Below are 20564 nucleotides of genomic sequence, written 5' to 3'. Positions count from 1 at the left end.
CAGGGCTGCCGTAAATCCCTCCGAGACGGAAGACTGGTACGTCCGTGGCAATCGCTGGTCGAGGGGGAACGGCATGCAGAGCTCGCAGCCCGCACTGCGGCAGGGTCATCGGGCGGAAATCGAGAGCCTGTTGAAGCGGGCCGTCGAGGAGGAGGTGCGGCGCTCGGGCGGGCGGACGGACGGGAGCACTCTGCTGCGCAGGGCGCAGGGCGACCTGGATGCCCTGGCGGCCAAGGCCGCCGAGGAGTACGGCGCGTATCTGCGCGCCCTGGACGAGGAGGCGGCCGCCCTGCGCCCGATGGGCGCCCTGCTGTCGCGGTCCGCGCTCGGCACGCCGCTGCTGGTGACGGCGGCCGCCGCGGCGGCGGCCTTCGGTACGGACCTGGGGGCCGGCACCTCGACGGGCACGGCCGTGGGCGCCGGTGTCGCCGCGGCCGTGGCCGGTTCGCTGGCCACGGCCGTCCGGCTCACCGCCGGCCAGTGGACGGCCGCGCACCGGCGTGCCGGTCTGCGGGGGCAGCCCGGCGGTTCCGAGCAGCTGCGGCTCCAGTGGCTGACGGCCGTCGAGGTGCGGGGCCTGCGCCCGTTCCTGGACCAGCAGCGGATGCTCCAGGGCTCGACCCGCGTGAGCAAGAGCACGGCCCCGGACAAGAGCAGCACCACCCGCGGGCCGCAGCTGCGCGGCGGCGACCGCAGCGCGGCGGCCCGGCGGCGCAATGTGCTGGCACGCTCGTTCGACGATCTGCCCGACACGCAGGGCCCGTTCGCGGGCCGCCGGGCGCCGCTCGGCCAGATCACGCAGTGGGTGCACCAGGCGCGGGCGCACCGCGAGACCAAGCCCACGGTGGTGGTGCTGCACGGGCCGCCGGGTTCCGGGCGGTCCACGCTGGCGCTGCGGGCGGTGCACGAGCTGCGCGACCAGTTCCGCGGTGCGTGCGTGGTGGATCTGCGCGGCGAGAGCCAGGGCGAGCCGCCGCTGCCCACGCGGGACGCGCTGCTGCACCTGCTCAACCGGCTCGGCGCACCGCGCGACCAGTTGCTGTTCCGGGAGCGTTCCTCGCAGGAGCAGCACCTCAAGCGGCTGTCCGAGGTGTACCACCAGTACCTCACCGGGCTGCCGGTGGCCATCGTGCTGGACGACGCGTCGGACGCCGAGCAGGTGCGCACGCTGATCCCGGACCGCTCGGAGTCCCTGGTGCTGGTCACGGCGCGCACCGCGCTGTCCCTGCCGGCCGATTTCGACGCGTGGGTGCACCAGTTGGAGGTCGGCCCGCTGGACGGGGCGGGCACGGAGGAGCTGCTGCAGGCCGTCGCCGAGGAGCCCGAGCCGGGCGGGTACGACGCCGAATCGCTCGCGCGGGTACGGGAGTTGTGCGGCGGGCTGCCGCTGGCGCTGCGGGTGGCGGGCTCGTCGCTGGGCAACCGCTCGGCGAAGGGGCTGGCCGCGGAGCTCGCCGCGGCCGGGCAGTCCGGTCCGGTGGAGCGCGCGCTGTGGCTGCGCTACATCGACCAGAACGAGGACGGGCGCCGGCTGTTGCGCCGGCTGGCGCTGGCCGGGCGGGCGTCGCTGGGCGCGGCAGCGGCGGCGGCCCTGCTGGGGTCCGACGAGCAGGAAGCCATGCGGCAGTTGAAGGCGCTGGCCCGGGCCGCGCTGATCGAGCCGGTGCGCTCGGGCCGCTACCGGGTGCACGACCTGGTGCGCGATTTCGCCCACGACCGGCTGCACGAGGAGGAGGAGCAGAGCGAGCGGGGCGCGGCGCACGAGCGGCTGATCCGCAGCTATGCGGAGCTGGCGGACTCGGTGATCCGCATGGTGGACGGCAAGACGTCGACGCGTGCCGACATGTTCGCCAAGGGCGCGGGCGGCGCCCACGGCTTCCCCTCGCTGGACGCGGCGCTGAACTGGCTGGACGGCGAGTCGAGCTTCATCACGGCGGCCCTGCGGCACACGGAGGGTGTGGACCAGTCGGCGGTGCTGCACCTGCTGGGTGCCCTGTGCGACTACTGCCTGCTGCGCGGCGACCTCTACCGCCTGGGCGAACTCAGCGAGTTGACGCAGGCCACCGACAAGGACCTGCTGATGCGGTCGGTGCAGTGGCGTACGGGTGTGGCGGCTCGCCAGCTGGGCGATCTGGACAAGTCCCGTACGACGCTGACCTCGGTGGTGGATCTGTACTTCAACGCGCAGAACACGGCCGGTGCGGCACGGGCGTTGCGCGATCTGGGCATCACCCTGCAGCACCAGGGCCACCTCGAGGACGCCTCGGCCAAGCTGCGCGAGGCGCTGGAGCTCCAGTCGGCCCCGGACCTGAGCGGTGACCGGGCCTGGACGATGCACGCCCTGGCGGCCGTCGAGCGGGACCGTACGCGGCTCGCCGAGGCGCGCGACCTGCTGACGGTGGCGCTGGAGCTGCACCGGGAGAGCGAGAGCGTGCACGGCGAGGCGTGGGCGCACTTCCAGCTGGGCCAGGTGTATCTGCGGATGGCCCGGACGGAGCAGGCGGAGGAGGAGTTCAACGAGGCCCTGGAGCTGTACGGGCGGACGCAGGACGGCCGGGGCTCGGCGTGGGCGCTGACCCAGCTGGCCCGTACCCGGCTGGTGGCCGGGGACGCGTCGGCCGCCGCCGACGGCCTGCGCACGGCGGCGGCCCGGCACCGGGAGAACGAGGACGCGCGCGGCGAGGCGTGGACGCTGTACTACCTGGGCCAGTGTCTGGAGGAGCTCGGCGATCTCGGTGCCGCGCTGCGCGAGCTGGAGCGGGCGCGCACGATGTTCAACCGGATGCACGATGTGTACGGGCTGGCATGTGCCCGGCATCACGCCGCGCGGGTCACCCGCGATCAGCGGGCGGCGCAGACGGGGAGCCTGCGCAACAGCGGTTTCGCCCGGCAGCTGCTGCAGGACGCCCGGATGGACTTCCGGCGGGTGGGCGTCGCGCACGGCGAGGCGTGGTCGTGCGTGGAGCTGGCGGTGATCGACGCGGGCAACGGCCGGGCCGCGCAGGCGCTGGAGCTGGTGGAGGAGGCGTCGCGGCTGTTCGCCGGCATCGGCGACCGGCGCGGTGACAGCTGGGCGCGCTTCCTGCGCTGCACGCTGCTGCCGTTCGCGTCACCGGGCGGCTCGGTGGTGGGCGCGGCGGTGGCCGAGGAGGAGCTGGCGACGCTCCGGCAGGAGCTGCGCGGCGCCGACTGGGCCGTCGATCACGCGCTGGAGCAGTGCGCGGAGGCGTTCGCGCTGGTGCTGGAGCGGGGCGTGGAGCCGGAGGAGGGGTGGCAGGCATGGCGCCTCGGCATGGTGCCGGGGCGCTCCGCACGGGAGATCGTCGCGGTGCTGCCGCGCTGACCACCCGGCCGACAGGCCGTTGCCCGGGGTCTCTCCCGGGCAACGGGCTAGGACTTGCCGCCCTCCGCGGTACCCGCGGTGCTTGTGGTGGCCGCGGTGCTCGCGGCGGCCTCCGGGGTCTCGTCGAAGTCCACGCGCTTCATGTGCTTGTTCATGCTCTTCATCAGCAGCCAGACGGCACCGCCGATGACGGCGAAGACGATGAAGCCGAACACGCCGGGCGTGACCTTGTTCTGGTCAAGGTCCTTGGCGAGCGACACGAAGTGGGTGGCGGCGAGGGAAGCGGTCGCGCTCATCATGGGTCAATTGTTGCGGATGCCGGCGAAGAGGTCGTCCTCGGGGAGGGAAGTGTCGACGAGGGACTTCGCGAGCTCGTACTCCTCGGTCGGCCAGACCTCGCGCTGGATGTCCATCGGCACCCGGAACCAGCCGCCGTCCGGGTCGATCTGGGTGGCGTGCGCGATAAGGGCCTTGTCGCGGATCTCGAAGAAGTCCGCGCAGGGCACATAGGTGGTCAGAGTGCGCTCGCGGCCCATCCGGTCCCAGCGCTCCAGCCACTCCCCGTACGGCGACTCCAGGCCTCGGGCCAGCAGCGCCTCGTGCAGGGCCTGGGTGCGGGGCCGGTTGAAGCCCTGGTTGTAGTAGACCTTGAGCGGCTGCCACGGCTCGCCGGCCTCGGGGTAGCGCTCGGGGTCGCCCGCCGCCTCGAAGGCCACCATCGTGATCTTGTGGGTCATGATGTGGTCGGGGTGCGGGTAGCCGCCGTTCTCGTCGTACGTGGTGATCACGTGCGGCCGGAACTCGCGGATCATCCTCACCAGCCGGCCCGCCGCCACCTCCACGTCCTCGAGTGCGAAGCAGCCCTCGGGCAGCGGCGGCAGCGGGTCGCCCTCGGGCAGCCCGGAGTCGACGAAGCCGAGCCACTCCTGCCGGACGCCCAGGATGTCCCGGGCCTCCGCCATCTCACGGGCGCGGACCTCGTGGATGTGCTCCTCGATGTAGGGGTCGCCCTGGAGCTTCGGGTTGAGGATGGAGCCGCGCTCCCCGCCCGTGCAGGTGACGACCAGCACGTCCACCCCCTCGGACACGTACTTGGCCATCGTGGCCGCGCCCTTGCTCGACTCATCGTCGGGGTGGGCGTGAACGGCCATCATTCGCAGCTGTTCAGTCAAGGCTCGATCCTCAGTCACTGGTCTTGTCAGACGCCTCCTATAGTGACCGAAGCGGGAGCCGATTCATTCCGCGTTCACATATTCGGCCCACGGCCGCCCGACTGCTGCCCGATGGCTGACCGACGGCCGCCCACAGGAGGAACGATCATGACTGCGGAGCGTGAGACGCTGCCCGAGGGCCGCTACGGCCGCTCTGCGGACGAGCGCGCGGACCGCAAGCTGAAGATCGTCGGGGCGGTGCTGGGGGCCTGTCTGCTCGTCTTCGTCGGCTGGGCCGGTGTGCACTACATCACGAAAACGGACGTCGACGGCCTGCTCGTCCGCTCCCAGCCTGTGTCGGACAACACCGTCCAGGCGGTCATCGAGGTCCGCAAGGACGAGGACGCGACCGGCGTGTGCACGCTGCGGGCGCTGGGCACGGACGGCAACGAGGTCGGGCGCAAGGACGTGACCGTCGACCGCCGCGAGAAACACTTCACCCAGCTCGTCACGCTGCGCACCACCTCGCGGGCCACCGCCACGGAGCTCGAGGGCTGCCACAACGCCGGTTGATCGCTCGGCATCGCTGCTCTGACCAGCCCTGACGCGTCTCTTGCGTGGTTCCTCCCCCTGACTTCTTCCCCCATTCCGGACGTAATTGTTAGGCTCGTGGTTTCGCCCACCTGTGAAGGCGCACCCTTCTGGGTAGGGCGTTCATTTGTATCCCGAACCCATGGTTCTTCCCCCAGCACCGACGAGGAGCACCTGTGACCCAGACCAGCGACAACGTCACCTGGCTGACTCAGGAGGCGTACGACCAGCTCAAGGCCGAGCTGGACTACCTGTCTGGTCCCGCTCGCACGGAGATCGCGGCCAAGATCGCGGCGGCTCGCGAGGAAGGTGACCTGCGAGAGAACGGCGGGTACCACGCGGCCAAGGAGGAGCAGGGCAAGCAGGAGCTCCGCGTCCGTCAGCTGACCCAGCTGCTCGAGCACGCGAAGGTCGGCGAGGCTCCGGCCGCCTCCGGCGTGGTCGCCCCCGGCATGGTCGTCACCATCGCCTTCGACGGCGACCCGGACGACACCCTGAAGTTCCTGCTCGCCTCCCGCGAGTACGCGAGCTCGGACATCGAGACCTACTCCCCGCAGTCGCCGCTCGGTACCGGTGTCAACGGCAAGAAGATCGGCGAGGACGCCGGCTACGAGCTGCCGAACGGCCGGAAGGCCAAGGTCCGGATCCTGGACGCCCAGCCCTACCAGGGCTGATCCACCGCCCCGTGTACGAGGCCCCGGCCCCCGGCGACGAGCCCGGGGGGGCCGGGGCCTCGCCGCGTTCAGGCCGTGGCCGAGCGGTACTTGCGCACCGCCAGCCAGCGGAACACCAGGATGATCAGCACCGACCAGAGCAGCGACGCCCACACCGGATGCTGCATCGGCCAGGCCGACGGCACCGGATAGCCCTTCGGCAGGTTGCCGAAGAGCACCCGGGCCGCCTGGACCGTCGCGCTGAACGGATTCCACTCGGCGATCGCCCGCAGCACCATCGGCATGTTGCCGGACGGCACGAACGCGTTCGAGACGAACGTCAGCGGGAAGAGCCAGATCAGCCCGCCCGAGGTGGCCGCCTCCGGGGTCCGTACGGACAGCCCGATCAGCGCTCCTATCCACGAGAAGGCGTAGCCGAGCAGGAGCAGCAGCGCGAAGCCCGCCAGGGCCCGGGCCGCCCCGTCGTGGATGCGCCAGCCGACGATCGTCGCCACGACCGCCAGCACCACCAGGGTGAGCGCGCTCTGCACGAGGTCCGCGAGCGTACGGCCCGTGAGCACCGCGCCCCGGGCCATCGGCAGCGACCGGAAGCGGTCGATGAGCCCCTTGTGCATGTCGTCCGCGATACCCGCCCCCGCACCGGCCGTGGCGAAAGTGACGGTCTGGGCGAAGATGCCCGCCATCAGGAACTCGCGGTAGGCCGCCGGGTCCGTGTTGCCGCCCACGGCGATCGAACCGCCGAAGACATAGCTGAACAGCACCACGAACATGATCGGCTGGATGAGCGCGAAGACGACCACTTCGGGTATGCGCATCATGCGGATCAGGTTGCGCTGGGCCACGACCAGCGAGTCGTGCACGGACTGCGCGATGCCGCCGCGGCCCTGCGGGACCGGCCGCCGGGAGACGGCGTGGATGCTCATGCCGGGTCCCCCTTCTCCTCCTCGGCCGCCTTCCCCTCCTCGGCCGCATGGCCGGTGAGCGAGATGAAGACGTCGTCCAGGGTCGGGCGGCGCAGGCCGATGTCGTCGATCTCGATGCCGCGCGCGTCGAGTTCGCGGATGATCTCGGCCAGCAGCCGGGCACCGCCCGCGACCGGCACGGTGATCCCCCGGGTGTGCTGCTCGACCGAGGAGCCGTCCGTGCCGAAGCCGCGCAGCACCTCGTCCGCGACCGTCATGTCCTCGCGCCGGTGCACGACGACCTCGACACGCTCCCCGCCCGTACGCGCCTTGAGCTGGTCGGACGTGCCGCGGGCGATGACCCGGCCGTGGTCGACGACCGCGATGTCGTGGGCGAGGTGGTCGGCCTCCTCCAGATACTGGGTGGTCAGCAGCAACGTCGTACCGCCGGCCACCAGTTCCTGGATGACCTCCCACAACTGCTGCCGGTTGCGCGGGTCGAGGCCGGTGGTCGGCTCGTCCATGAACATCACGGGCGGGCTGACGACCAGGGCCGCCGCGAGGTCGAGGCGGCGGCGCATGCCGCCGGAGTAGGTCTTGGCCGGCCGGTCCGCCGCGTCGGTGAGACGGAAGCGTTCCAGCAGCTCCACCGCCCGGGCCTTGGCCTCGCGCGCGCCCAGCTGGTAGAGGCGGCCGACCATCACGAGATTCTCACGGCCCGTCAAGTACTCGTCCACGGCCGCGAATTGACCGGACAGTCCGATGCAGTGACGGACTTCGTTGGGTTTCTTCAGTACGTCCAGGCCCGCCACGACCGCCTTGCCGCTGTCGGGTTTGATCAGGGTGGTCAGCACGCGCACGGCCGTGGTCTTGCCGGCACCGTTGGGGCCGAGCAGGCCCAGCACGGTGCCCTCGGGCACATCTAGATCGACGCCGTCCAGAGCTCTTACGCCGCCGAAGGTCTTCACCAGACCCTCGGCGTATATCGCGCCTGGCATGGAGGTTCTCCCCGTTTGGTGACGTAACACAGGGTACGTTCGCCGGGGCCGTCGCGCTCTGTGAAAGAACGTTCGGGCCCCCGACTTGCGAACGGGGGCAACAGGCTCTCAGGACATGACCAGGTAGCCCGCCTCGCGCAGCGCCGTGCCCACCGCGGCGCAGTGCACATGCCCCTTGGTCTCCAGGTGCAGCTCCACCTCCGCCTCCGTCAGCCCGAGCCGGGGATCGGTGCGCACATGGCTGACGTCGAGGACGTTCGCGTCGGAATCCGACAGCACCTCGAGCAGCGCCGCCAGCGCACCCGGGCGGTCGGTCAGGCGCAGCCGCAGCGACAGGTAGCGGCCCGCCGCCGCCATGCCGTGCCGCAGGACGCGCTGCATCAGCAGCGGATCCACGTTGCCGCCCGACAGCACCGCGACGACCGGGCCCTCGAACGAGCCGGGCGCGGCCATCAGCGCCGCCACCGGGCTCGCCCCGGCCGGCTCCACCACCAGCTTCGCCCGCTCCAGGCACAGCAGCAGCGCGCTGGAGAGCTGGTCCTCGGTGACCGTGACCACCTCGTCCACCAGCTCCTCGACGATGCGGAACGGCACCTCCCCCGGCCGCCCCACCTTGATGCCGTCCGCCATCGTGACCGGCGCGGCTATCGACACCGGGTGCCCGGCGGCCAGCGACACCGGGTACGCGGCGGCACCCGCCGCCTGCACACCGACGATCCGCACATCGGGCCGCAGCGCCTTGACCGCCACGGCGATCCCCGCCGCGAGCCCGCCGCCGCCGATGCCCACCACGATGGTGCGCACCTCGGGGCACTGCTCGAGGATCTCCAGACCGACCGTGCCCTGCCCGGCGATGACGTCGGGGTGATCGAAGGGGTGGATGAACACCGCGCCGGTGCGCCGCGCGTACTCCTGCGCGGCGCGCAGTGATTCATCCACCACCTGTCCGTGCAACCGCACTTCGGCTCCGTAGTCACGCGTCGCCGCGACCTTCGGCAGCGGGGCGCCCTCCGGCATGAACACCGTGGAACGCACGCCCAGCAGCGACGCCGCGAGCGCGACGCCCTGCGCGTGGTTGCCCGCGCTCGCCGCGACGACGCCCGCCGCGCGCTCGGCCTCCGTCAGGCCCGCGATCCGCACATAGGCGCCGCGCACCTTGAACGACCCTGTGCGCTGGAGGTTCTCGCACTTGAGATGGACAGGGGAGCCGATCAGCGAGGACAGATGACGGCTGCCCTCCAGGGCAGTCATCCGGGACACCCCGGAGAGCATCTTCTGCGCCTCGCGCACATCGTCGAGCGTCACGGACGGACCGTCCGCAGCACCCGTTTCGGGCAGGGGGGACGTCCCGGGGCCGTCCTCGTCACGAACTCGTGCAGCCATGCCGCACAGTCTCGCAGCTCGCCCCGGACCATGGTCGCCTTGACCACCGCATACCCAGGGTTTACCGAGCGACGGTACGGGCGCGCCCGGGGCCGCGTACTCTGTCCCCCAATCCTGAGCAGTTTCCAGCCCGCCGTACGAAGTGAGTCCCAGCCATGGCCACCCCTCCGGACATGACGACCGACCTCGCCCCGGGTGTCCTCGACACCCTCCAGCACCAGGTCGCCGTCTTCGCCCGCCGAGCCGAGCAGACCCGCCTCGGCGGTGTCGGCCGCGTCGCCAACTCGATGGACCGCGCCGCCTACCTGCTGCTCAACCGCCTTGACATGGAAGGCCCGATGGGCGTCAAAGCGCTCGCCGCGGGCATGGGCATCGACTCGTCGACCGTCACCCGCCAGGTGGCGCCGCTCGTCGACACCGGTCTCGTCAAGCGCACCTCGCACCCCGAGGACGGCCGCGCGGTCGTCCTCCAGCTCTCCCCACGCGGCAAGGCCCGCCTCGAGGAGGTGCGCGCCTCCCGGCGCGAGCTGATGGCCCTGTGCACGGCGGGCTGGAGCGAGGACGAGCAGGCCCAGTTCTGCGCCCTGCTCACCCGCTTCAACTCCGCGCTCTCCGAGGTGCACAGCACCCTGCCGGTGCAGCCGACCTCTTGACCCCGGCCTCTTGACCCCGCCCCGTGCCTGCTCTCATCGTGAAGGATGCGAGAGCGGCAGGCCGCCCGGGAGCGCTCGCGCACCCGGGAGTTCGAGGCATTCGTCGGAGGTGCGGGCGGTCGTCTGCTGCACGCCGCCCTGCTGCTGACCGGAGAACCGGCCGCCGCCGAGCGGCTGCTCGTCGACGCGCTGTCCCGTACGTACGCCGCGTGGGACCGGCTGCGCGGCGAGGACCCGTACGACCACGCCCGCCAGGAACTCGCGGCCCGCTTCGCGCACTTCGCCTGGCGCCGGCACCGTGCCCATGGCGGCGTGCTCGGCGCGCTCACCCCGCAGGAGCGCCTGGTGCTCGTGCTGCGCCTGTACGAAGGCGTCGCCGAGGAGCAGGCCGCCGCGGGGCTGGGCCTGCCCGTGGAGCGCGTACGGGCCGTCTGCGCGCGTGCGGTCTCCGCCCTGCGCAGCCGCCCGCCGGAGGCGCCGCGTGAGCTCGTACGACCGTAAGCACGAGGAAGTGCGCCGGATGCTGGACGGCCCGCGTACCGCGGTCCCGCCCGGCCTCGCGGCGCGGGCGGCCGGGCGCGGCCGGCGGATCCTGCGCGTCCGACGCGCGGTACGGGCCGTGGCGTGGGGGGTGCTGGCCTGCGCGGTCACGGTGTTCTGCGTATGGGCCGCGATCACGCATCCGTGGGCGGTGCCGCCCACGGACGTGGCCCCACAGCCGTGGGGCCCATGAGCCTTTTTCGGTCAGCCCAGCGCCTGGGTGAGGTCGGCGAGCAGGTCGTCGGCGGACTCGATGCCCACCGACAGCCGCACGAGGTCCGCCGGGACCTCCAGCTGGGAACCGGCCGTCGACGCGTGCGTCATCCGGCCCGGGTGCTCGATGAGCGACTCGACGCCGCCCAGCGACTCGCCCAGCGTGAACAGCTCGGCGCGGTTGCAGATCCCGACCGCCGCCTCCTCGCCGCCCTCGACCCGGAACGACACCATGCCGCCGAACGCCCGCATCTGCTTGGCGGCGACCTCGTGCAGCGGGTGCTCGGGCAGGCCCGGGTAGAACACCTGGGTCACCTTGGGGTGCGCGACCAGCAGCTCGGCGACGCGCTCCGCGTTGGCGCTGTGCCGGTCCATGCGCACGGCGAGCGTCTTGATGCCGCGCAGCGTCAGCCACGAGTCGAAGGGGCCCGCCACGGAGCCCATCGCGTTCTGGTGGAAGGCGAGTTCGTCGGCGAGGGACGCGTCGGAGGTGACGAGCGCGCCGCCGACGACGTCGGAGTGCCCGCCCATGTACTTGGTCGTCGAGTGCACGACCACGTCCGCGCCCAGCGACAGCGGCTGCTGCAGGTAGGAGCTCGCGAAGGTGTTGTCCACGACCAGCTTCGCCCCGGCCTCGTGGGCGATCTGGGCGACGGCGGCGATGTCGGTGATGCCGAGCAGCGGGTTCGAGGGCGTCTCGACCCAGACCGCCTTCGTCCGCGGCCGGATCGCGGCCCGTACGGCCGCCGGGTCGGAGGTGTCCGCGACGGACCACTCCACGCCCCAGCGCGTCGCGACCTTGGCGAACAGCCGGAACGTGCCGCCGTACGCGTCGTCCGGGATGACCACGTGGTCGCCCGGCGTCAGCAGCGTGCGCAGCAGGGTGTCCTCGGCCGCCAGGCCGGAGGCGAAGGCGAGGCCCCGGCTGCCGCCCTCCAGGGCCGCCAGGTTCTCCTCCAGGGCGGTGCGGGTGGGGTTGGCGCTGCGGCTGTACTCGTAGCCGCCGCGCAGACCGCCGACGCCGTCCTGCTTGTAGGTGGACACTTGGTAGATGGGCGGTACGACGGCCCCGGTCAGCGGGTCGGGCTCCTGCCCGGCGTGGATCGCGAGGGTTTCGAAGGCGTGCTGGTCGCTCATTGGGCCGAGGGTAGTACCGGATTTCGCGGAACACCCGCTTCACTTGTAACCGGAACATGAACGATCCGCCTCCGGGTATCCGCCCGGATCCGTCCCGGGGAACGATCACGAGGAACGTTCGGCCGTCCCCCCACGTCCTTACAGCGTCAGCCCATCCCCTCCCCAGGACATCTCATGGAGCTTCTCGCCATCCTGCTCGCCCTCGTCGTCGTCGCCGGCGTCGTGATCGTCCCGGCGATGCGCCGCCGCCGCGCGGGGCAGGACGCGCTGCAGGGCGCCGGTGCCGCGCTCGACCCGGCCCGCGGGCACGGCTTCCTGCCCGCCGGGCAGCTCGACGAACGGCTGCCCGGCCCGGACCCGGAGCTGCTGGCCGCCGTCGAGGAGGCGCGCCGCACCAACGACTGGAAGCCCGCCGCCGAGCTCCTCGCCCGCACCCCCGCCGACCGGGCGGAACTGCGCTGGCACCGCGTCCTGGGCCTCGCCGGCGCCGCCACCCGCGACCTCGCCGAGGCGCCCGGCGCCGGCGGCATGTGGCTGCGCCACTGGCGCGTGGTGGCCCCCAAGGACCCGGGCGGCGCGGCCGTCCAGGCCGAGTTCCTGGTCCTGCAGGCGCTGCGCGACCCGTCCTCCCAGGACTTCCGCATGATCCTCGAGGAGGCCCGCACGGTCCGCGCCGAGGCGGGCCTGCTCGCCCCGGGCGATGTCGTCCCCGCCATCATCGAGCTGGAGATCGCCCGGGGCCTCGGCGCGACCGAGGCGGAGTTCCAGTCCGCGTGGGAGCGGGTCGTCGCCCTCGCCCCGCAGCACATGGGCGCCCACCTCTCCGCGCTGCGCTACTGGAGCGCCTCCTGGCACGGTTCCCAGGACCAGGCCGAGGCCTTCGCCCGCCGCGCCGCCGCGGGCGCGCCGCAGGGCAGCCTGCTGCCCGCCCTGCCGCTCTTCGCCGTCTTCGACCACCTGCCCGACGTCAACCTGGTCCGGAGCCTGTACGACAGCGTCGTCGTCCGGCAGGCCATCGAGGCCGCCCAGTACGCCGCCAACCACGCCCCCGCCGACCACCCGGCCCTGCCGCAGGTACGCCACCTGCTGGTCTGGTTCCTCGTGAACGCCGAGCGCCACGGCGAGGCCCTCGAGCAGCTGCGCGCGGTCGACGGCCACGTCGGGGCCGTGCCGTGGACGTACTCCCCGAAGCCGGCCGACGCGTACGCCGCGTACCGCGCCCGCGCCGTGGCGGGCTTCGAACGCGGCCGCCCCTGAGGGAATGCGGCCCGCCTCCCGCCCGTTCTCATAACGCACCGCCCGCCCCGTCCTCTGGAGCCGTGATGCCGACGTTCGACCGCCTCCCCACCCCCGGGGAGACCCTGCCGGGCCGCGCCGCCCCCGCCTTCTCCCTCCCCGACCGCCACACCGTCCTCGGCAACCCCCTCGCCGGCCCCTACCCCGCCGGCCTCGCCGTCGCCGACTTCGGCCTCGGCTGTTTCTGGGGCGCCGAGCGGAAGTTCTGGCAGGCCCCGGGCGTATGGACGACCCTCGTCGGCTACCAGGGCGGCCACACCCCCAACCCCACCTACGAAGAGGTGTGCAGCGGCCTCACCGGCCACACCGAGGTCGTCCGCGTCGTCTTCGACCCGGCGGTCGTCTCCTACGACGCCCTCCTCAAGCTCTTCTGGGAATCCCACAACCCCACCCAGGGCAACCGCCAGGGCAACGACCGTGGCACGCAGTACCGTTCGGCTGTCTACACCCACTCCACCCAGCAGCAGTCGGCGGCCGAGGCATCGCGGGACGCGTACCAGTCCGTACTGCGCGCCTCGGGCTACGGCGACATCACCACGGAAATCGCCCCGGCGGGACCGCTGTTCGCCGCGGAGGCGTATCACCAGCAGTACCTCGACAAGAACCCCGGCGGGTACTGCGGGATCGGGGGGACAGGGGTCAAGCTGAGTGCCCCGTTCGAGACCAACTGGGGAGCGTCTTGCCCGACTGGCGTCGCGCCCGCCCCGGATGTCACGGACAAGTAGACCGCTCCAGGCGCCGGGTAGCCGTATCGCTTCTCCCTCACTCGTTCGAGCGGTGGGAAAGCACCCATGCCCGATACGCTGATGCATGGGATCAGAATCGCGCCCATGGGAGTAGTCATGACCACCTCCGCCGCCGGGCAACCGCTCATCCCCCAGCCCCCTGCCACGGTTGCCGCGCTGCGGCAGGCCATCAGGCAGATCGCGCCTGCCGCACTACCGGCCTTCACCCGGGAACTGGACCAAGCGGCCGACCAGTCCCGGCAGGGCTCCGACCTGGCGCCGCTCCAGCGGTTCATCGCCCAGTGGGCCGTCTATGTCCACATCCAGCGCCAGCCCGACCTGGCAGCAGACCTCCGCCGCTGGGAGGACACCGCCGAGTCGGGCGACGCACCCCAGGCGCGGCAGGCCGCCTCACAGATCGGGCGGATCCTGGACGAGGCCCACGCAGCCATCGGCCTCCCGACCCGGTGAGCACGGACTGGCACTGGGAGTACGACCCCGACCACGACCATGTGGCAGGCGGCATCCCCGTTCAACCACAGATGCCCTTGGCTGTCATCAGCCCAAGCGCGGCCCGCATCGCCAAGGCGGACGGCTGACGAACTCGTATCACAGCTCTCTGATGATGACGCGACTGCCGCACAGCTTCGACCAGTCGTCGCGGTCGGAGGTCAGGACGACGACGGGAGCCGAGGCGCGGAGGGCCAGTGCAGCGACGAGGGCATCACCAGCTTCGCAGAACTCATGCGCTCCGCTCGGCCCGTCCTCCTCGACCTCGCGGACCTTCACGGCGCTGCCCGGGACTGGCAGCACCGCGTCGACATCCGCATGAAGGATGCGGGCGGGTACCACTGGCTGTGGCCGTCGAGGGGGCTGTCTACGCGCGATCCGAACGTGGCGTGGCAGTGCCGTCCGGGGTCGTTTCGGTTCTGGCGTAGAGGACTTCGCGACCCTGCTCAGCGGCACGGATCAGCCCTTCGCTGACGAAGTCGAGGAAGCGGGCGGCACTCTCCAGACGGGTGGCGGCCGGGGTGCCGCGGCCGAGGACGCCGATGCCCTGCCGTGCGGTCTCGATGAACTGGTCGTTGGCGCGGGCGCTGCGGATCATCGACCGGTACCAGAGGTCGTCATCGACGACGTAGCGCTCGCGGCGGCGCTGGTCGCGTTCCCGGCGGACCAGGTCCAGGCTCTCCAGGAACGTGATCGCCTTGGAGACGGACGCCGGGCTGACCTGGAGGTGCTGGGCGAGTTCGGAGGCGGTGAAGCTGCCGGCGTCGGTGGTGTAGAGGGCGCCCAGCACCCGGGCCATCATCTTGGGCAGCCCCGAGGTCATGAAGACGGTGGTGAGGGTCTCCTCGTAGTCGCGCACGGCCTCGGCGTCGCGTCCGTAGGGCTGCGGGAGCGCCTGCGGCCCCTGGGGCGTGGCCTGCCCGCGCCGGCGAGTGCGTTGTTGGGTGGCGCGCTGGGCCAGGTCGGCGCGGTAGCCGGTGGGGCCGCCGTTGCGCATCACCTCACGCGTGATCGTCGAGGTCGGACGGTCGAGACGGCGGGCGATCTCCGCGTAGGCGAGGTCGTCGGCCAGTCCGGCCGCGATCTGCTGGCGCTCCTGCTGGGTGAGCCTGCCTCCCGGCATCACGACCCCATTCCTGCCCCACGGGTGCCCCATGGTGCTGCTCTGCGTTCCCTGACGCCTCCACCATAGCGTTCACCTTCAGTGCATTGCAATGATCAATCGCTCCGTCGTTGCATTAATCGAGAGATTGTTGCAACGATTCACCTGCTTTCACCTGCGTAAATGTCGCCACAAGGCAAAGATCTTGTTGCCCAACTATGGAAAGCAACGTAGCGTTTCCATCGTTCGAAAGCGAGAAGCCGAAAGCACAAGGGAGAGCACGATGTACACGTTCGACACCCCCGCCCCGATCTCCGCCGTCCTGGACATCCCCGCGGGGCGCGTCCAGTTCATCGCCGCGGACCGGGCCGACACCTCGGTCGAGATCCTGCCGGTGAACACCTCGAAGGGCCGCGATGTGAAGGCGGCGGAGCAGACCGCGGTCCGGTACGCCGACGGGGTCCTGCGGATCGAGAACTCGGCGAAGACCCAGTACCTCGGCCCTTCCGGCTCCATCGAGGTGACGGTCAAGCTGCCCGCCGGTTCCCGCGTCGAGGCCAAGGCGGTCGGCGCCGAGCTCCGGACCGTCGGCCGCCTCGGCGATGTCGCTTTCGAGGGCGCGTACCACCGGATCAAGCTGGACGAGGCCACGAGCCTCCGTCTCACCGCAGTCGACGGCGACATCGAGGTCGGCCGACTGGGCGGGGCCGCGGAGATCAGCACCGCACGGGGCGACATCCGGATCGCCGAGGCCACGGGCGGCGTGGTCCGGCTCAGCACCCAGTCCGGCGACATCACGGTCGCCGCGGCCGCCGGAGTGTCGGCCGCCCTGGATGCCGGCACCGGCTACGGCCGCATCAGCAACGCCCTCAAGAACGACGGCAGCGCCGCTCTCGACATCCGCACCACCACCTCCTACGGCGACATCACCGCCCGCAGCCTCTGACCGCCACACCCCCAGCCATCGCCCACGCATCCCAGAAGGAGCACAACCATGTCCCTCCCCCTCACCGAGCAGAACCGCCCGGAGCTCCAGCGGGCCATCGAGGAGATCGTCGATTCCGGCTTCGCCGGGGTCCAGCTGCGCGTGAACGACGAGCACGGCGAGTGGGTCGGCAGCGCCGGGGTGCGCAAGCTGGGCGAGAGCGCCGAACCACCGACCGACGCACGGTTCCGGATCGGCAGCACCACCAAGACCTTCACCGCGACCTTGGTGCTGCGACTGGTGGCCGAGGGCCGGATCGGCCTGGACAGCCCGGCGGACGACTACCTGCCCCGGTTCGAGCTGGACCGGCGGATCACGGTGCGGATGCTGCTGCAACACACCAGCGGGCTCTTCAACTACACCGGCGAGTACTACGACGACGGCACCGTCGCGCCAGGGATTCCCTGGCAGGGCCAGGAGTACGTGGACAACCAGTTCCACACCTACCAGCCGGAGGAGCTGGTAGGTGTGGCGCTGTCCAAGCCGGCGCGCTTCGAGCCGGGAACGGACTGGAGCTACTCCAACACCAACTACGTCCTGGCCAGGCTGCTGGTCGAGAGCGTCACCGGCCGCTCCTTCGCCGAGGAGATGCACCGCCTGATCCTTGAACCGCTGGGCCTGTCGGGCACCCTGGTGCCGGACGCCTCGCCGGAGATCCCCGAGCCTCACACCCATGGCTACTACCGGTACGAGCACGACGGCCAGTGGAACGTGGTCGACGTCACCCGCTTCAACGTCTCCTGGATCTCCGCCGCCGGCGACATGATCTCGACCACCGAGGACCTCCACACCTTCTTCTCCGCCCTGCTCGGCGGCAAGCTCCTGCCGGAGTCGCTGCTGGATGAGATGCGCACGCCGCACCCCAAGCTCGGCTACGGCCTGGGGCTGTTCGCGGAGGAGACGGAGGGCGGCACCGTCGTCCACCACAACGGCGGCTTCTGGGGCTGGGGGGCACTGATGTACGGCACGCCCGACGGCAGCAGGACCCTGACCGCTTCCCTCACCTGCGGCGACGCCGAACTCGACTTCCTCGCCACGGCCGAGGCCTTCCGGAAGGCGCAGCAGCGGCTCCTCAAGGAGGTGTTCCACAACGCGGCGGCCGAGCCCATGGAATCCCCGATCGATTCCCCGTACGAGCCGGTGCTTACCCGCCACACCGAAGCCGAGACCTGTGCCGACCCCAGCAGCGTGATGACCCTGCTCGCCGACTCCGACCGCACGGCCGACGGCTTCACCAGCTACCGGTCCACCTTCGCCAAGGGAGCAGTCGGCGCCCCCGCGCACTTCCACACCAAGGCGACCGAGCTGTTCTTCGTCATCAGCGGCTCCCTCCAGGTACTGGTGGGCAAGGAGATCACCGTCCTCGACGCCGGCGACTTCCTGGCCGTCCCACCGCACACCCCGCACGCCTTCGCCGCAGCCCCCGGCTGCGAGGCCGACGTCCTGTTCGTCTTCACCCCCGGCATGGGCCGCTTCGACTACCTGCGACTGCTCGGCCGAGTCATGCGCGGCGAGGCCGACCCGAAGGAGATCGCCGAGTCGGCGGAGCGCTTCGACAACCACTACGTCGACAGCCCGCTGTGGCGTGCGGTCCTGGAGGCGTCTGCGTGATCGCCCCCGACGCCCATGTCCGCGTGGCCCGCCCCTCGCGTGACCTCGCAGCCGCCGAACGCTTCTACGTGCACGGCCTCGGCCTGGACGTCCTGTGGCGCACCACCGAGCACGTCCCGGGTGAGCACGACCTGCTGATGGTCGGCCCGAAGGGCGGAGCCTGGCACTTCGAGCTCACGCACGACCCGGAGCGCCCGCTTGAGCCCACCCCCACCGTGGACGACCTGTTCGTGGTCTACCTGGGCAGCCCGGTCGACGAGTCCCTGATCGACCGCCTGATCGCGGCCGGCGGCACCCGCGTCCCCGCACACAATCCGTATTGGGACGAGCACGGAGCAACGATCGCCGATTCGGACGGTTACCGCCTGGTGTTGTGCTCCCGTACCTGGGCCTGAATCGGCGTGGGCACTGCGACAGCCCGATCGCCGGTCCTGTGGTCGACCTGGCACCGCACCACCACTCGCCGGCCCACGAGCCGGAGAACCAAGAGGGAACGGAAGAGCTCGACTCCTCCTGGAGAACTGGTGCCCGGCAGGCGCCCTGCGGCATGACCCCCAGCCCTCGATTTGAACGCGTTCAGTTCCGGCGTAAGGTGTGATCAACTCGCCGGTCGCGCCGTGCTTGCGCGGTGCCTGGCCATGCTGGCCTTGATGGCCGCGCAGGCCACGGGTCTGGCCACCTGGACCGTGCCGAAGGAACAGGTGGTCGGGCACTGGATTGGTCCTCAGGGGGCCGAGTTGACGATGCGGGAGGACGGGACGTTCGAGGCAGTGAAGGTACCGACCGCGCTTCCGGTCACCGGGGAGGAGGACCTGTTCACCGGCAGGGGAAAGTGGCGACTGCGGAAGCCGAGGTCCATGTTCGATGACGAGATCATCGAGCTCACCGACGACAGCAGGCGCAAGAGCCCTCGGGACATGGGGCTGGACACCTTCATGGGGAAGGAACTCTACGCCCGGTTCAATGAGGACACCGGCGAATCCGTCTCCTTCAAGCGGGCCTGGCAGCAAGGCCGTTGCGCCGCCTGCGGCCCCGTCACCCGCCCGCGGGCGGTTCGATCGACAGGGCGTGGTGGAAGACGTTGTGGGGATCCCAGCGGGCCTTCACCCGCTGGAGGCGGGGGTAGTTGTCCCTGTAGTAGAGGGTGTGCCACGGCACGCCGGAGCGGTTCCAGGCGGGGTCGGCGAGGTCGGCGTCCGGGTAGTTGATGTACGAGCCGCCGTTGACCGGGCCCGGCACCGGGACGCCGCCGGTTTCGGCGTACGCGTCGCGGTAGAAGTGGCGCACCCAGGACAGGTTGACCGCGTCGTCGCGTTCGTCGGACCAGATCGCCTGGTACACCGCCTTCAGCACCACGTCCCGCTGGGCGACTGCGGTGGCCCCGGACGGCACCGCGTTGACTTGGCCGCCATATCCGATGAGCAGAATGCCGGAGCCGCTCGAGAGCTGGACGGAGTTCGTCAAGTTCCGGTGTATGGAGTCGAGTTGGGCGTCGGTGAAGGAGCGGCGCAGGTATGCCGCCTTGATCTTGTACCGGCGGGTGAGCACGCTGCCGGGCTCCCCCGAGCCCGGCCAGGTGAGGACGTGCAGCCACGGCGCGGTCTGGTGGTCGACGGACGGTTCGGTGCCCGTGCCCGCGGTGATCTCGTCCAGGAACTCGGCCACCAGGCGTTCCGCGTCGGGGATGCCGGCGTCGGTCTGGACGAACAGCGTGATCCCGTTTCCGGTACTGCGGTGGAAGGACATGAGGATGGCGTACAGGCCGGCGAACCGTGAGCCGGGTGCGCTGTTGCGTTCGTGCCAAGTACCGAAGTTGCGCAGCAGCGTGGTGAACGCCTGCCTGGTCATGCGGCGGTCCCAGGGCCAGTTGACCAGGTACCCGAGCATCTGCTGGGGCGAGGGCGGCAGCAGCCGGGAGGGGTCGGCGCCGTGCGCGCCGGGGGAACGCAGCCAATAGCGGGTGACCACGCCGAAGTTGCCGCCGCCTCCGCCGGTGTGGGCCCACCACAGGTCGCGGTGGGGGTCGCCCTGCTCGCGGGTGGCGATCACGGGACGGACGCCGTACCGGTCGGCCACCACGACCTCCACGCCGTACAGGTGGTCCACCACCGAGCCGTACCGGCGCGACAGCGGCCCGTACCCGCCACCCGCGAAGTGACCGCCGGCGCCCACCTCCGGGCATCCGCCCGCGGGGATCGTCACGCCCCAGCCCTTGAACAGCGTGCGGTACACGTGCCCGAGCGTGGCCCCGGGCTGGACCGCGAACGCCCGCATCCCGGCGTCGTAGCCGACCGCGTCCATGGGCGAGAGGTCCAGCAGCATCCGCACCCCGGGATCGGCGGTGAAGTTCTCGAAGCAGTGTCCTCCGCTGCGCGCCGCGATCCGCCGCCCGGAGCGGACCGCGTCCGACACCGCGCGTACGACCTGCTCGGTGGAGCCGGCCACGCGGATCTCGTCGGGGCGGCCCACGTAGCGGAAGTTGTTGCCCCGCAGGAGGCTGGAGTAGCGGGGGTCGTCCGGGCGGATCGTCACCGGCCCGAGCGCGGGGGCCGTGGTCTCCGCCGCAGCGGCGGGTGCCGGGGCGGCGGCCAGCCCCGCGGCCACGCCTCCGGCCGCGGCGAGGAGCCCTCGGCGGGTCGGTGAGTCGAATCTCGGGCGGTCCGTCACGGTCTCCCCCTCGGCTCCGGCAGCACGTCCTGCCACGCTCCCACGCCTCGCATGCGTATGTGAACGGTCCGATATACGCCTGG

Annotated in this window: 20 protein-coding genes and 2 pseudogenes; 13 read left to right on the top strand and 9 right to left on the bottom strand. The window is 71.3% G+C overall.

The window, feature by feature from the left end:
- Positions 1-73: 73 nt before the first annotated feature.
- Positions 74-3343: a tetratricopeptide repeat protein gene (locus ACV530_RS30175; protein WP_494335823.1), complete on the top strand. Its 3270-nt coding sequence runs from the start codon at positions 74-76 to the stop codon at positions 3341-3343.
- Between the two features lie 47 nt (positions 3344-3390).
- Here ACV530_RS30175 and ACV530_RS30170 read toward each other — a convergent pair whose 3' ends face one another.
- On the bottom strand, positions 3391-3642 hold the full coding sequence (locus ACV530_RS30170) for an RAMP4 family protein (RefSeq protein WP_494335822.1): 252 nt from the start codon (positions 3640-3642) through the stop codon (positions 3391-3393).
- Between the two features lie 3 nt (positions 3643-3645).
- The gene (gene mca / locus ACV530_RS30165; protein WP_494335821.1) at positions 3646-4515 is read right to left on the bottom strand and encodes a mycothiol conjugate amidase Mca; all 870 of its coding nucleotides are present in this window, start codon (positions 4513-4515) and stop codon (positions 3646-3648) included.
- Between the two features lie 147 nt (positions 4516-4662).
- On the opposite strand from mca, the gene ACV530_RS30160 reads away from it, so the two are divergent.
- Entirely contained in the window at positions 4663-5067 is a 405-nt protein-coding gene (locus ACV530_RS30160; RefSeq protein WP_494335820.1) for a DUF4307 domain-containing protein, read from the top strand.
- A 194-nt stretch (positions 5068-5261) separates the two neighbouring features.
- The gene (gene greA, locus ACV530_RS30155) at positions 5262-5759 is read left to right on the top strand and encodes a transcription elongation factor GreA (RefSeq protein ID WP_494335819.1); all 498 of its coding nucleotides are present in this window, start codon (positions 5262-5264) and stop codon (positions 5757-5759) included.
- Positions 5760-5827: 68 nt separating this feature from the next.
- Here greA and ACV530_RS30150 read toward each other — a convergent pair whose 3' ends face one another.
- From ACV530_RS30150 to ilvA, 3 genes are all read right to left on the bottom strand, one after another.
- The gene (locus tag ACV530_RS30150) at positions 5828-6682 is read right to left on the bottom strand and encodes an ABC transporter permease (protein WP_494335818.1); all 855 of its coding nucleotides are present in this window, start codon (positions 6680-6682) and stop codon (positions 5828-5830) included.
- A complete protein-coding gene (locus tag ACV530_RS30145) occupies positions 6679-7659 on the bottom strand; it encodes an ATP-binding cassette domain-containing protein (RefSeq protein WP_494335817.1) in 981 nt (326 codons plus the stop codon). Before ACV530_RS30145 ends, ACV530_RS30150 begins: the two co-directional genes overlap by 4 nt.
- A 108-nt stretch (positions 7660-7767) precedes the next feature.
- The gene (ilvA, locus tag ACV530_RS30140) at positions 7768-8931 is read right to left on the bottom strand and encodes a threonine ammonia-lyase (protein WP_494335841.1); all 1164 of its coding nucleotides are present in this window, start codon (positions 8929-8931) and stop codon (positions 7768-7770) included.
- Positions 8932-9197: 266 nt separating this feature from the next.
- On the opposite strand from ilvA, the gene ACV530_RS30135 reads away from it, so the two are divergent.
- From ACV530_RS30135 to ACV530_RS30125, 3 genes are read left to right on the top strand one after another with little or no spacing between them, the layout of a single operon-like run.
- Positions 9198-9695 (top strand): MarR family winged helix-turn-helix transcriptional regulator, encoded by a 498-nt coding sequence (locus ACV530_RS30135; protein WP_494335816.1) that lies wholly within the window; start codon positions 9198-9200, stop codon positions 9693-9695.
- A 45-nt stretch (positions 9696-9740) separates the two neighbouring features.
- The gene (locus ACV530_RS30130) at positions 9741-10196 is read left to right on the top strand and encodes a sigma factor-like helix-turn-helix DNA-binding protein (RefSeq protein ID WP_494335815.1); all 456 of its coding nucleotides are present in this window, start codon (positions 9741-9743) and stop codon (positions 10194-10196) included.
- Positions 10177-10428, top strand: a complete 252-nt coding sequence (locus tag ACV530_RS30125) for a hypothetical protein (protein ID WP_494335814.1) — start codon at positions 10177-10179, stop codon at positions 10426-10428. The genes ACV530_RS30130 and ACV530_RS30125 overlap by 20 nt, the downstream gene beginning before the upstream one ends.
- A gap of 11 nt (positions 10429-10439) precedes the next feature.
- On the opposite strand, the gene ACV530_RS30120 is transcribed toward ACV530_RS30125, so the two are convergent.
- The gene (locus ACV530_RS30120; RefSeq protein ID WP_494335813.1) at positions 10440-11585 is read right to left on the bottom strand and encodes a cystathionine gamma-synthase; all 1146 of its coding nucleotides are present in this window, start codon (positions 11583-11585) and stop codon (positions 10440-10442) included.
- 174 nt (positions 11586-11759) lie between these two features.
- On the opposite strand from ACV530_RS30120, the gene ACV530_RS30115 reads away from it, so the two are divergent.
- From ACV530_RS30115 to ACV530_RS30105, 3 genes are all read left to right on the top strand, one after another.
- On the top strand, positions 11760-12842 hold the full coding sequence (locus tag ACV530_RS30115; protein ID WP_494335812.1) for a hypothetical protein: 1083 nt from the start codon (positions 11760-11762) through the stop codon (positions 12840-12842).
- A gap of 65 nt (positions 12843-12907) precedes the next feature.
- On the top strand, positions 12908-13606 hold the full coding sequence (msrA, locus tag ACV530_RS30110) for a peptide-methionine (S)-S-oxide reductase MsrA (protein ID WP_494335811.1): 699 nt from the start codon (positions 12908-12910) through the stop codon (positions 13604-13606).
- 117 nt (positions 13607-13723) lie between these two features.
- Positions 13724-14077, top strand: a complete 354-nt coding sequence (locus ACV530_RS30105) for a DUF6247 family protein (protein WP_494335810.1) — start codon at positions 13724-13726, stop codon at positions 14075-14077.
- Between the two features lie 138 nt (positions 14078-14215).
- Here ACV530_RS30105 and ACV530_RS30100 read toward each other — a convergent pair.
- A pseudogene (locus tag ACV530_RS30100) lies at positions 14216-14338 on the bottom strand (DNA-binding protein); the annotation flags it as partial.
- 145 nt (positions 14339-14483) lie between these two features.
- Complete coding sequence (locus ACV530_RS30095; protein ID WP_494335809.1) at positions 14484-15239, bottom strand: GbsR/MarR family transcriptional regulator; 756 nt, start codon at positions 15237-15239, stop codon at positions 14484-14486.
- A 262-nt stretch (positions 15240-15501) separates the two neighbouring features.
- Between ACV530_RS30095 and ACV530_RS30090 the strand changes: the two genes are divergently transcribed.
- The 4 genes and pseudogenes from ACV530_RS30090 to ACV530_RS30075 all read left to right on the top strand — a co-directional run bounded on the left by ACV530_RS30090 (position 15502) and on the right by ACV530_RS30075 (position 18209).
- The gene (locus ACV530_RS30090) at positions 15502-16164 is read left to right on the top strand and encodes a DUF4097 family beta strand repeat-containing protein (protein ID WP_494335808.1); all 663 of its coding nucleotides are present in this window, start codon (positions 15502-15504) and stop codon (positions 16162-16164) included.
- Positions 16165-16212: 48 nt separating this feature from the next.
- Positions 16213-17181: pseudogene (locus ACV530_RS30085) on the top strand (serine hydrolase domain-containing protein); the annotation flags it as partial.
- A gap of 129 nt (positions 17182-17310) precedes the next feature.
- Positions 17311-17814: a cupin domain-containing protein gene (locus tag ACV530_RS30080; RefSeq protein ID WP_494335840.1), complete on the top strand. Its 504-nt coding sequence runs from the start codon at positions 17311-17313 to the stop codon at positions 17812-17814.
- Positions 17811-18209 (top strand): VOC family protein, encoded by a 399-nt coding sequence (locus ACV530_RS30075; protein ID WP_494335807.1) that lies wholly within the window; start codon positions 17811-17813, stop codon positions 18207-18209. The genes ACV530_RS30080 and ACV530_RS30075 overlap by 4 nt, the downstream gene beginning before the upstream one ends.
- A 640-nt stretch (positions 18210-18849) precedes the next feature.
- Here the strand turns inward: ACV530_RS30075 and ACV530_RS30070 are convergent.
- Entirely contained in the window at positions 18850-20517 is a 1668-nt protein-coding gene (locus ACV530_RS30070) for an FAD-binding oxidoreductase (protein WP_494335806.1), read from the bottom strand.
- Between the last annotated feature and the right edge of the window lie 47 nt (positions 20518-20564).

This window comes from Streptomyces sp. SX-6 (assembly GCF_059089585.1).
Note: the sequence above shows the minus strand (reverse complement) of the source record. Positions and strands in the feature narration are given on the sequence as shown.

Excerpts from the sequence above, each read along its gene's own strand:
- ACV530_RS30175 (WP_494335823.1), top strand. The coding sequence starts at position 74 with ATGCAGAGCTCGCAGCCCGCACTGCGGCAGGGTCATCGGGCGGAAATC.
- ACV530_RS30170 (WP_494335822.1), bottom strand. The coding sequence starts at position 3,642 with ATGATGAGCGCGACCGCTTCCCTCGCCGCCACCCACTTCGTGTCGCTC.
- ACV530_RS30160 (WP_494335820.1), top strand. The coding sequence starts at position 4,663 with ATGACTGCGGAGCGTGAGACGCTGCCCGAGGGCCGCTACGGCCGCTCT.
- ACV530_RS30150 (WP_494335818.1), bottom strand. The coding sequence starts at position 6,682 with ATGAGCATCCACGCCGTCTCCCGGCGGCCGGTCCCGCAGGGCCGCGGC.
- ACV530_RS30145 (WP_494335817.1), bottom strand. The coding sequence starts at position 7,659 with ATGCCAGGCGCGATATACGCCGAGGGTCTGGTGAAGACCTTCGGCGGC.
- ilvA (WP_494335841.1), bottom strand. The coding sequence starts at position 8,931 with ATGCTCTCCGGGGTGTCCCGGATGACTGCCCTGGAGGGCAGCCGTCAT.
- ACV530_RS30135 (WP_494335816.1), top strand. The coding sequence starts at position 9,198 with ATGGCCACCCCTCCGGACATGACGACCGACCTCGCCCCGGGTGTCCTC.
- ACV530_RS30130 (WP_494335815.1), top strand. The coding sequence starts at position 9,741 with ATGCGAGAGCGGCAGGCCGCCCGGGAGCGCTCGCGCACCCGGGAGTTC.
- ACV530_RS30120 (WP_494335813.1), bottom strand. The coding sequence starts at position 11,585 with ATGAGCGACCAGCACGCCTTCGAAACCCTCGCGATCCACGCCGGGCAG.
- ACV530_RS30115 (WP_494335812.1), top strand. The coding sequence starts at position 11,760 with ATGGAGCTTCTCGCCATCCTGCTCGCCCTCGTCGTCGTCGCCGGCGTC.
- msrA (WP_494335811.1), top strand. The coding sequence starts at position 12,908 with ATGCCGACGTTCGACCGCCTCCCCACCCCCGGGGAGACCCTGCCGGGC.
- ACV530_RS30105 (WP_494335810.1), top strand. The coding sequence starts at position 13,724 with ATGACCACCTCCGCCGCCGGGCAACCGCTCATCCCCCAGCCCCCTGCC.
- ACV530_RS30095 (WP_494335809.1), bottom strand. The coding sequence starts at position 15,239 with ATGCCGGGAGGCAGGCTCACCCAGCAGGAGCGCCAGCAGATCGCGGCC.
- ACV530_RS30090 (WP_494335808.1), top strand. The coding sequence starts at position 15,502 with ATGTACACGTTCGACACCCCCGCCCCGATCTCCGCCGTCCTGGACATC.
- ACV530_RS30080 (WP_494335840.1), top strand. The coding sequence starts at position 17,311 with ATGGAATCCCCGATCGATTCCCCGTACGAGCCGGTGCTTACCCGCCAC.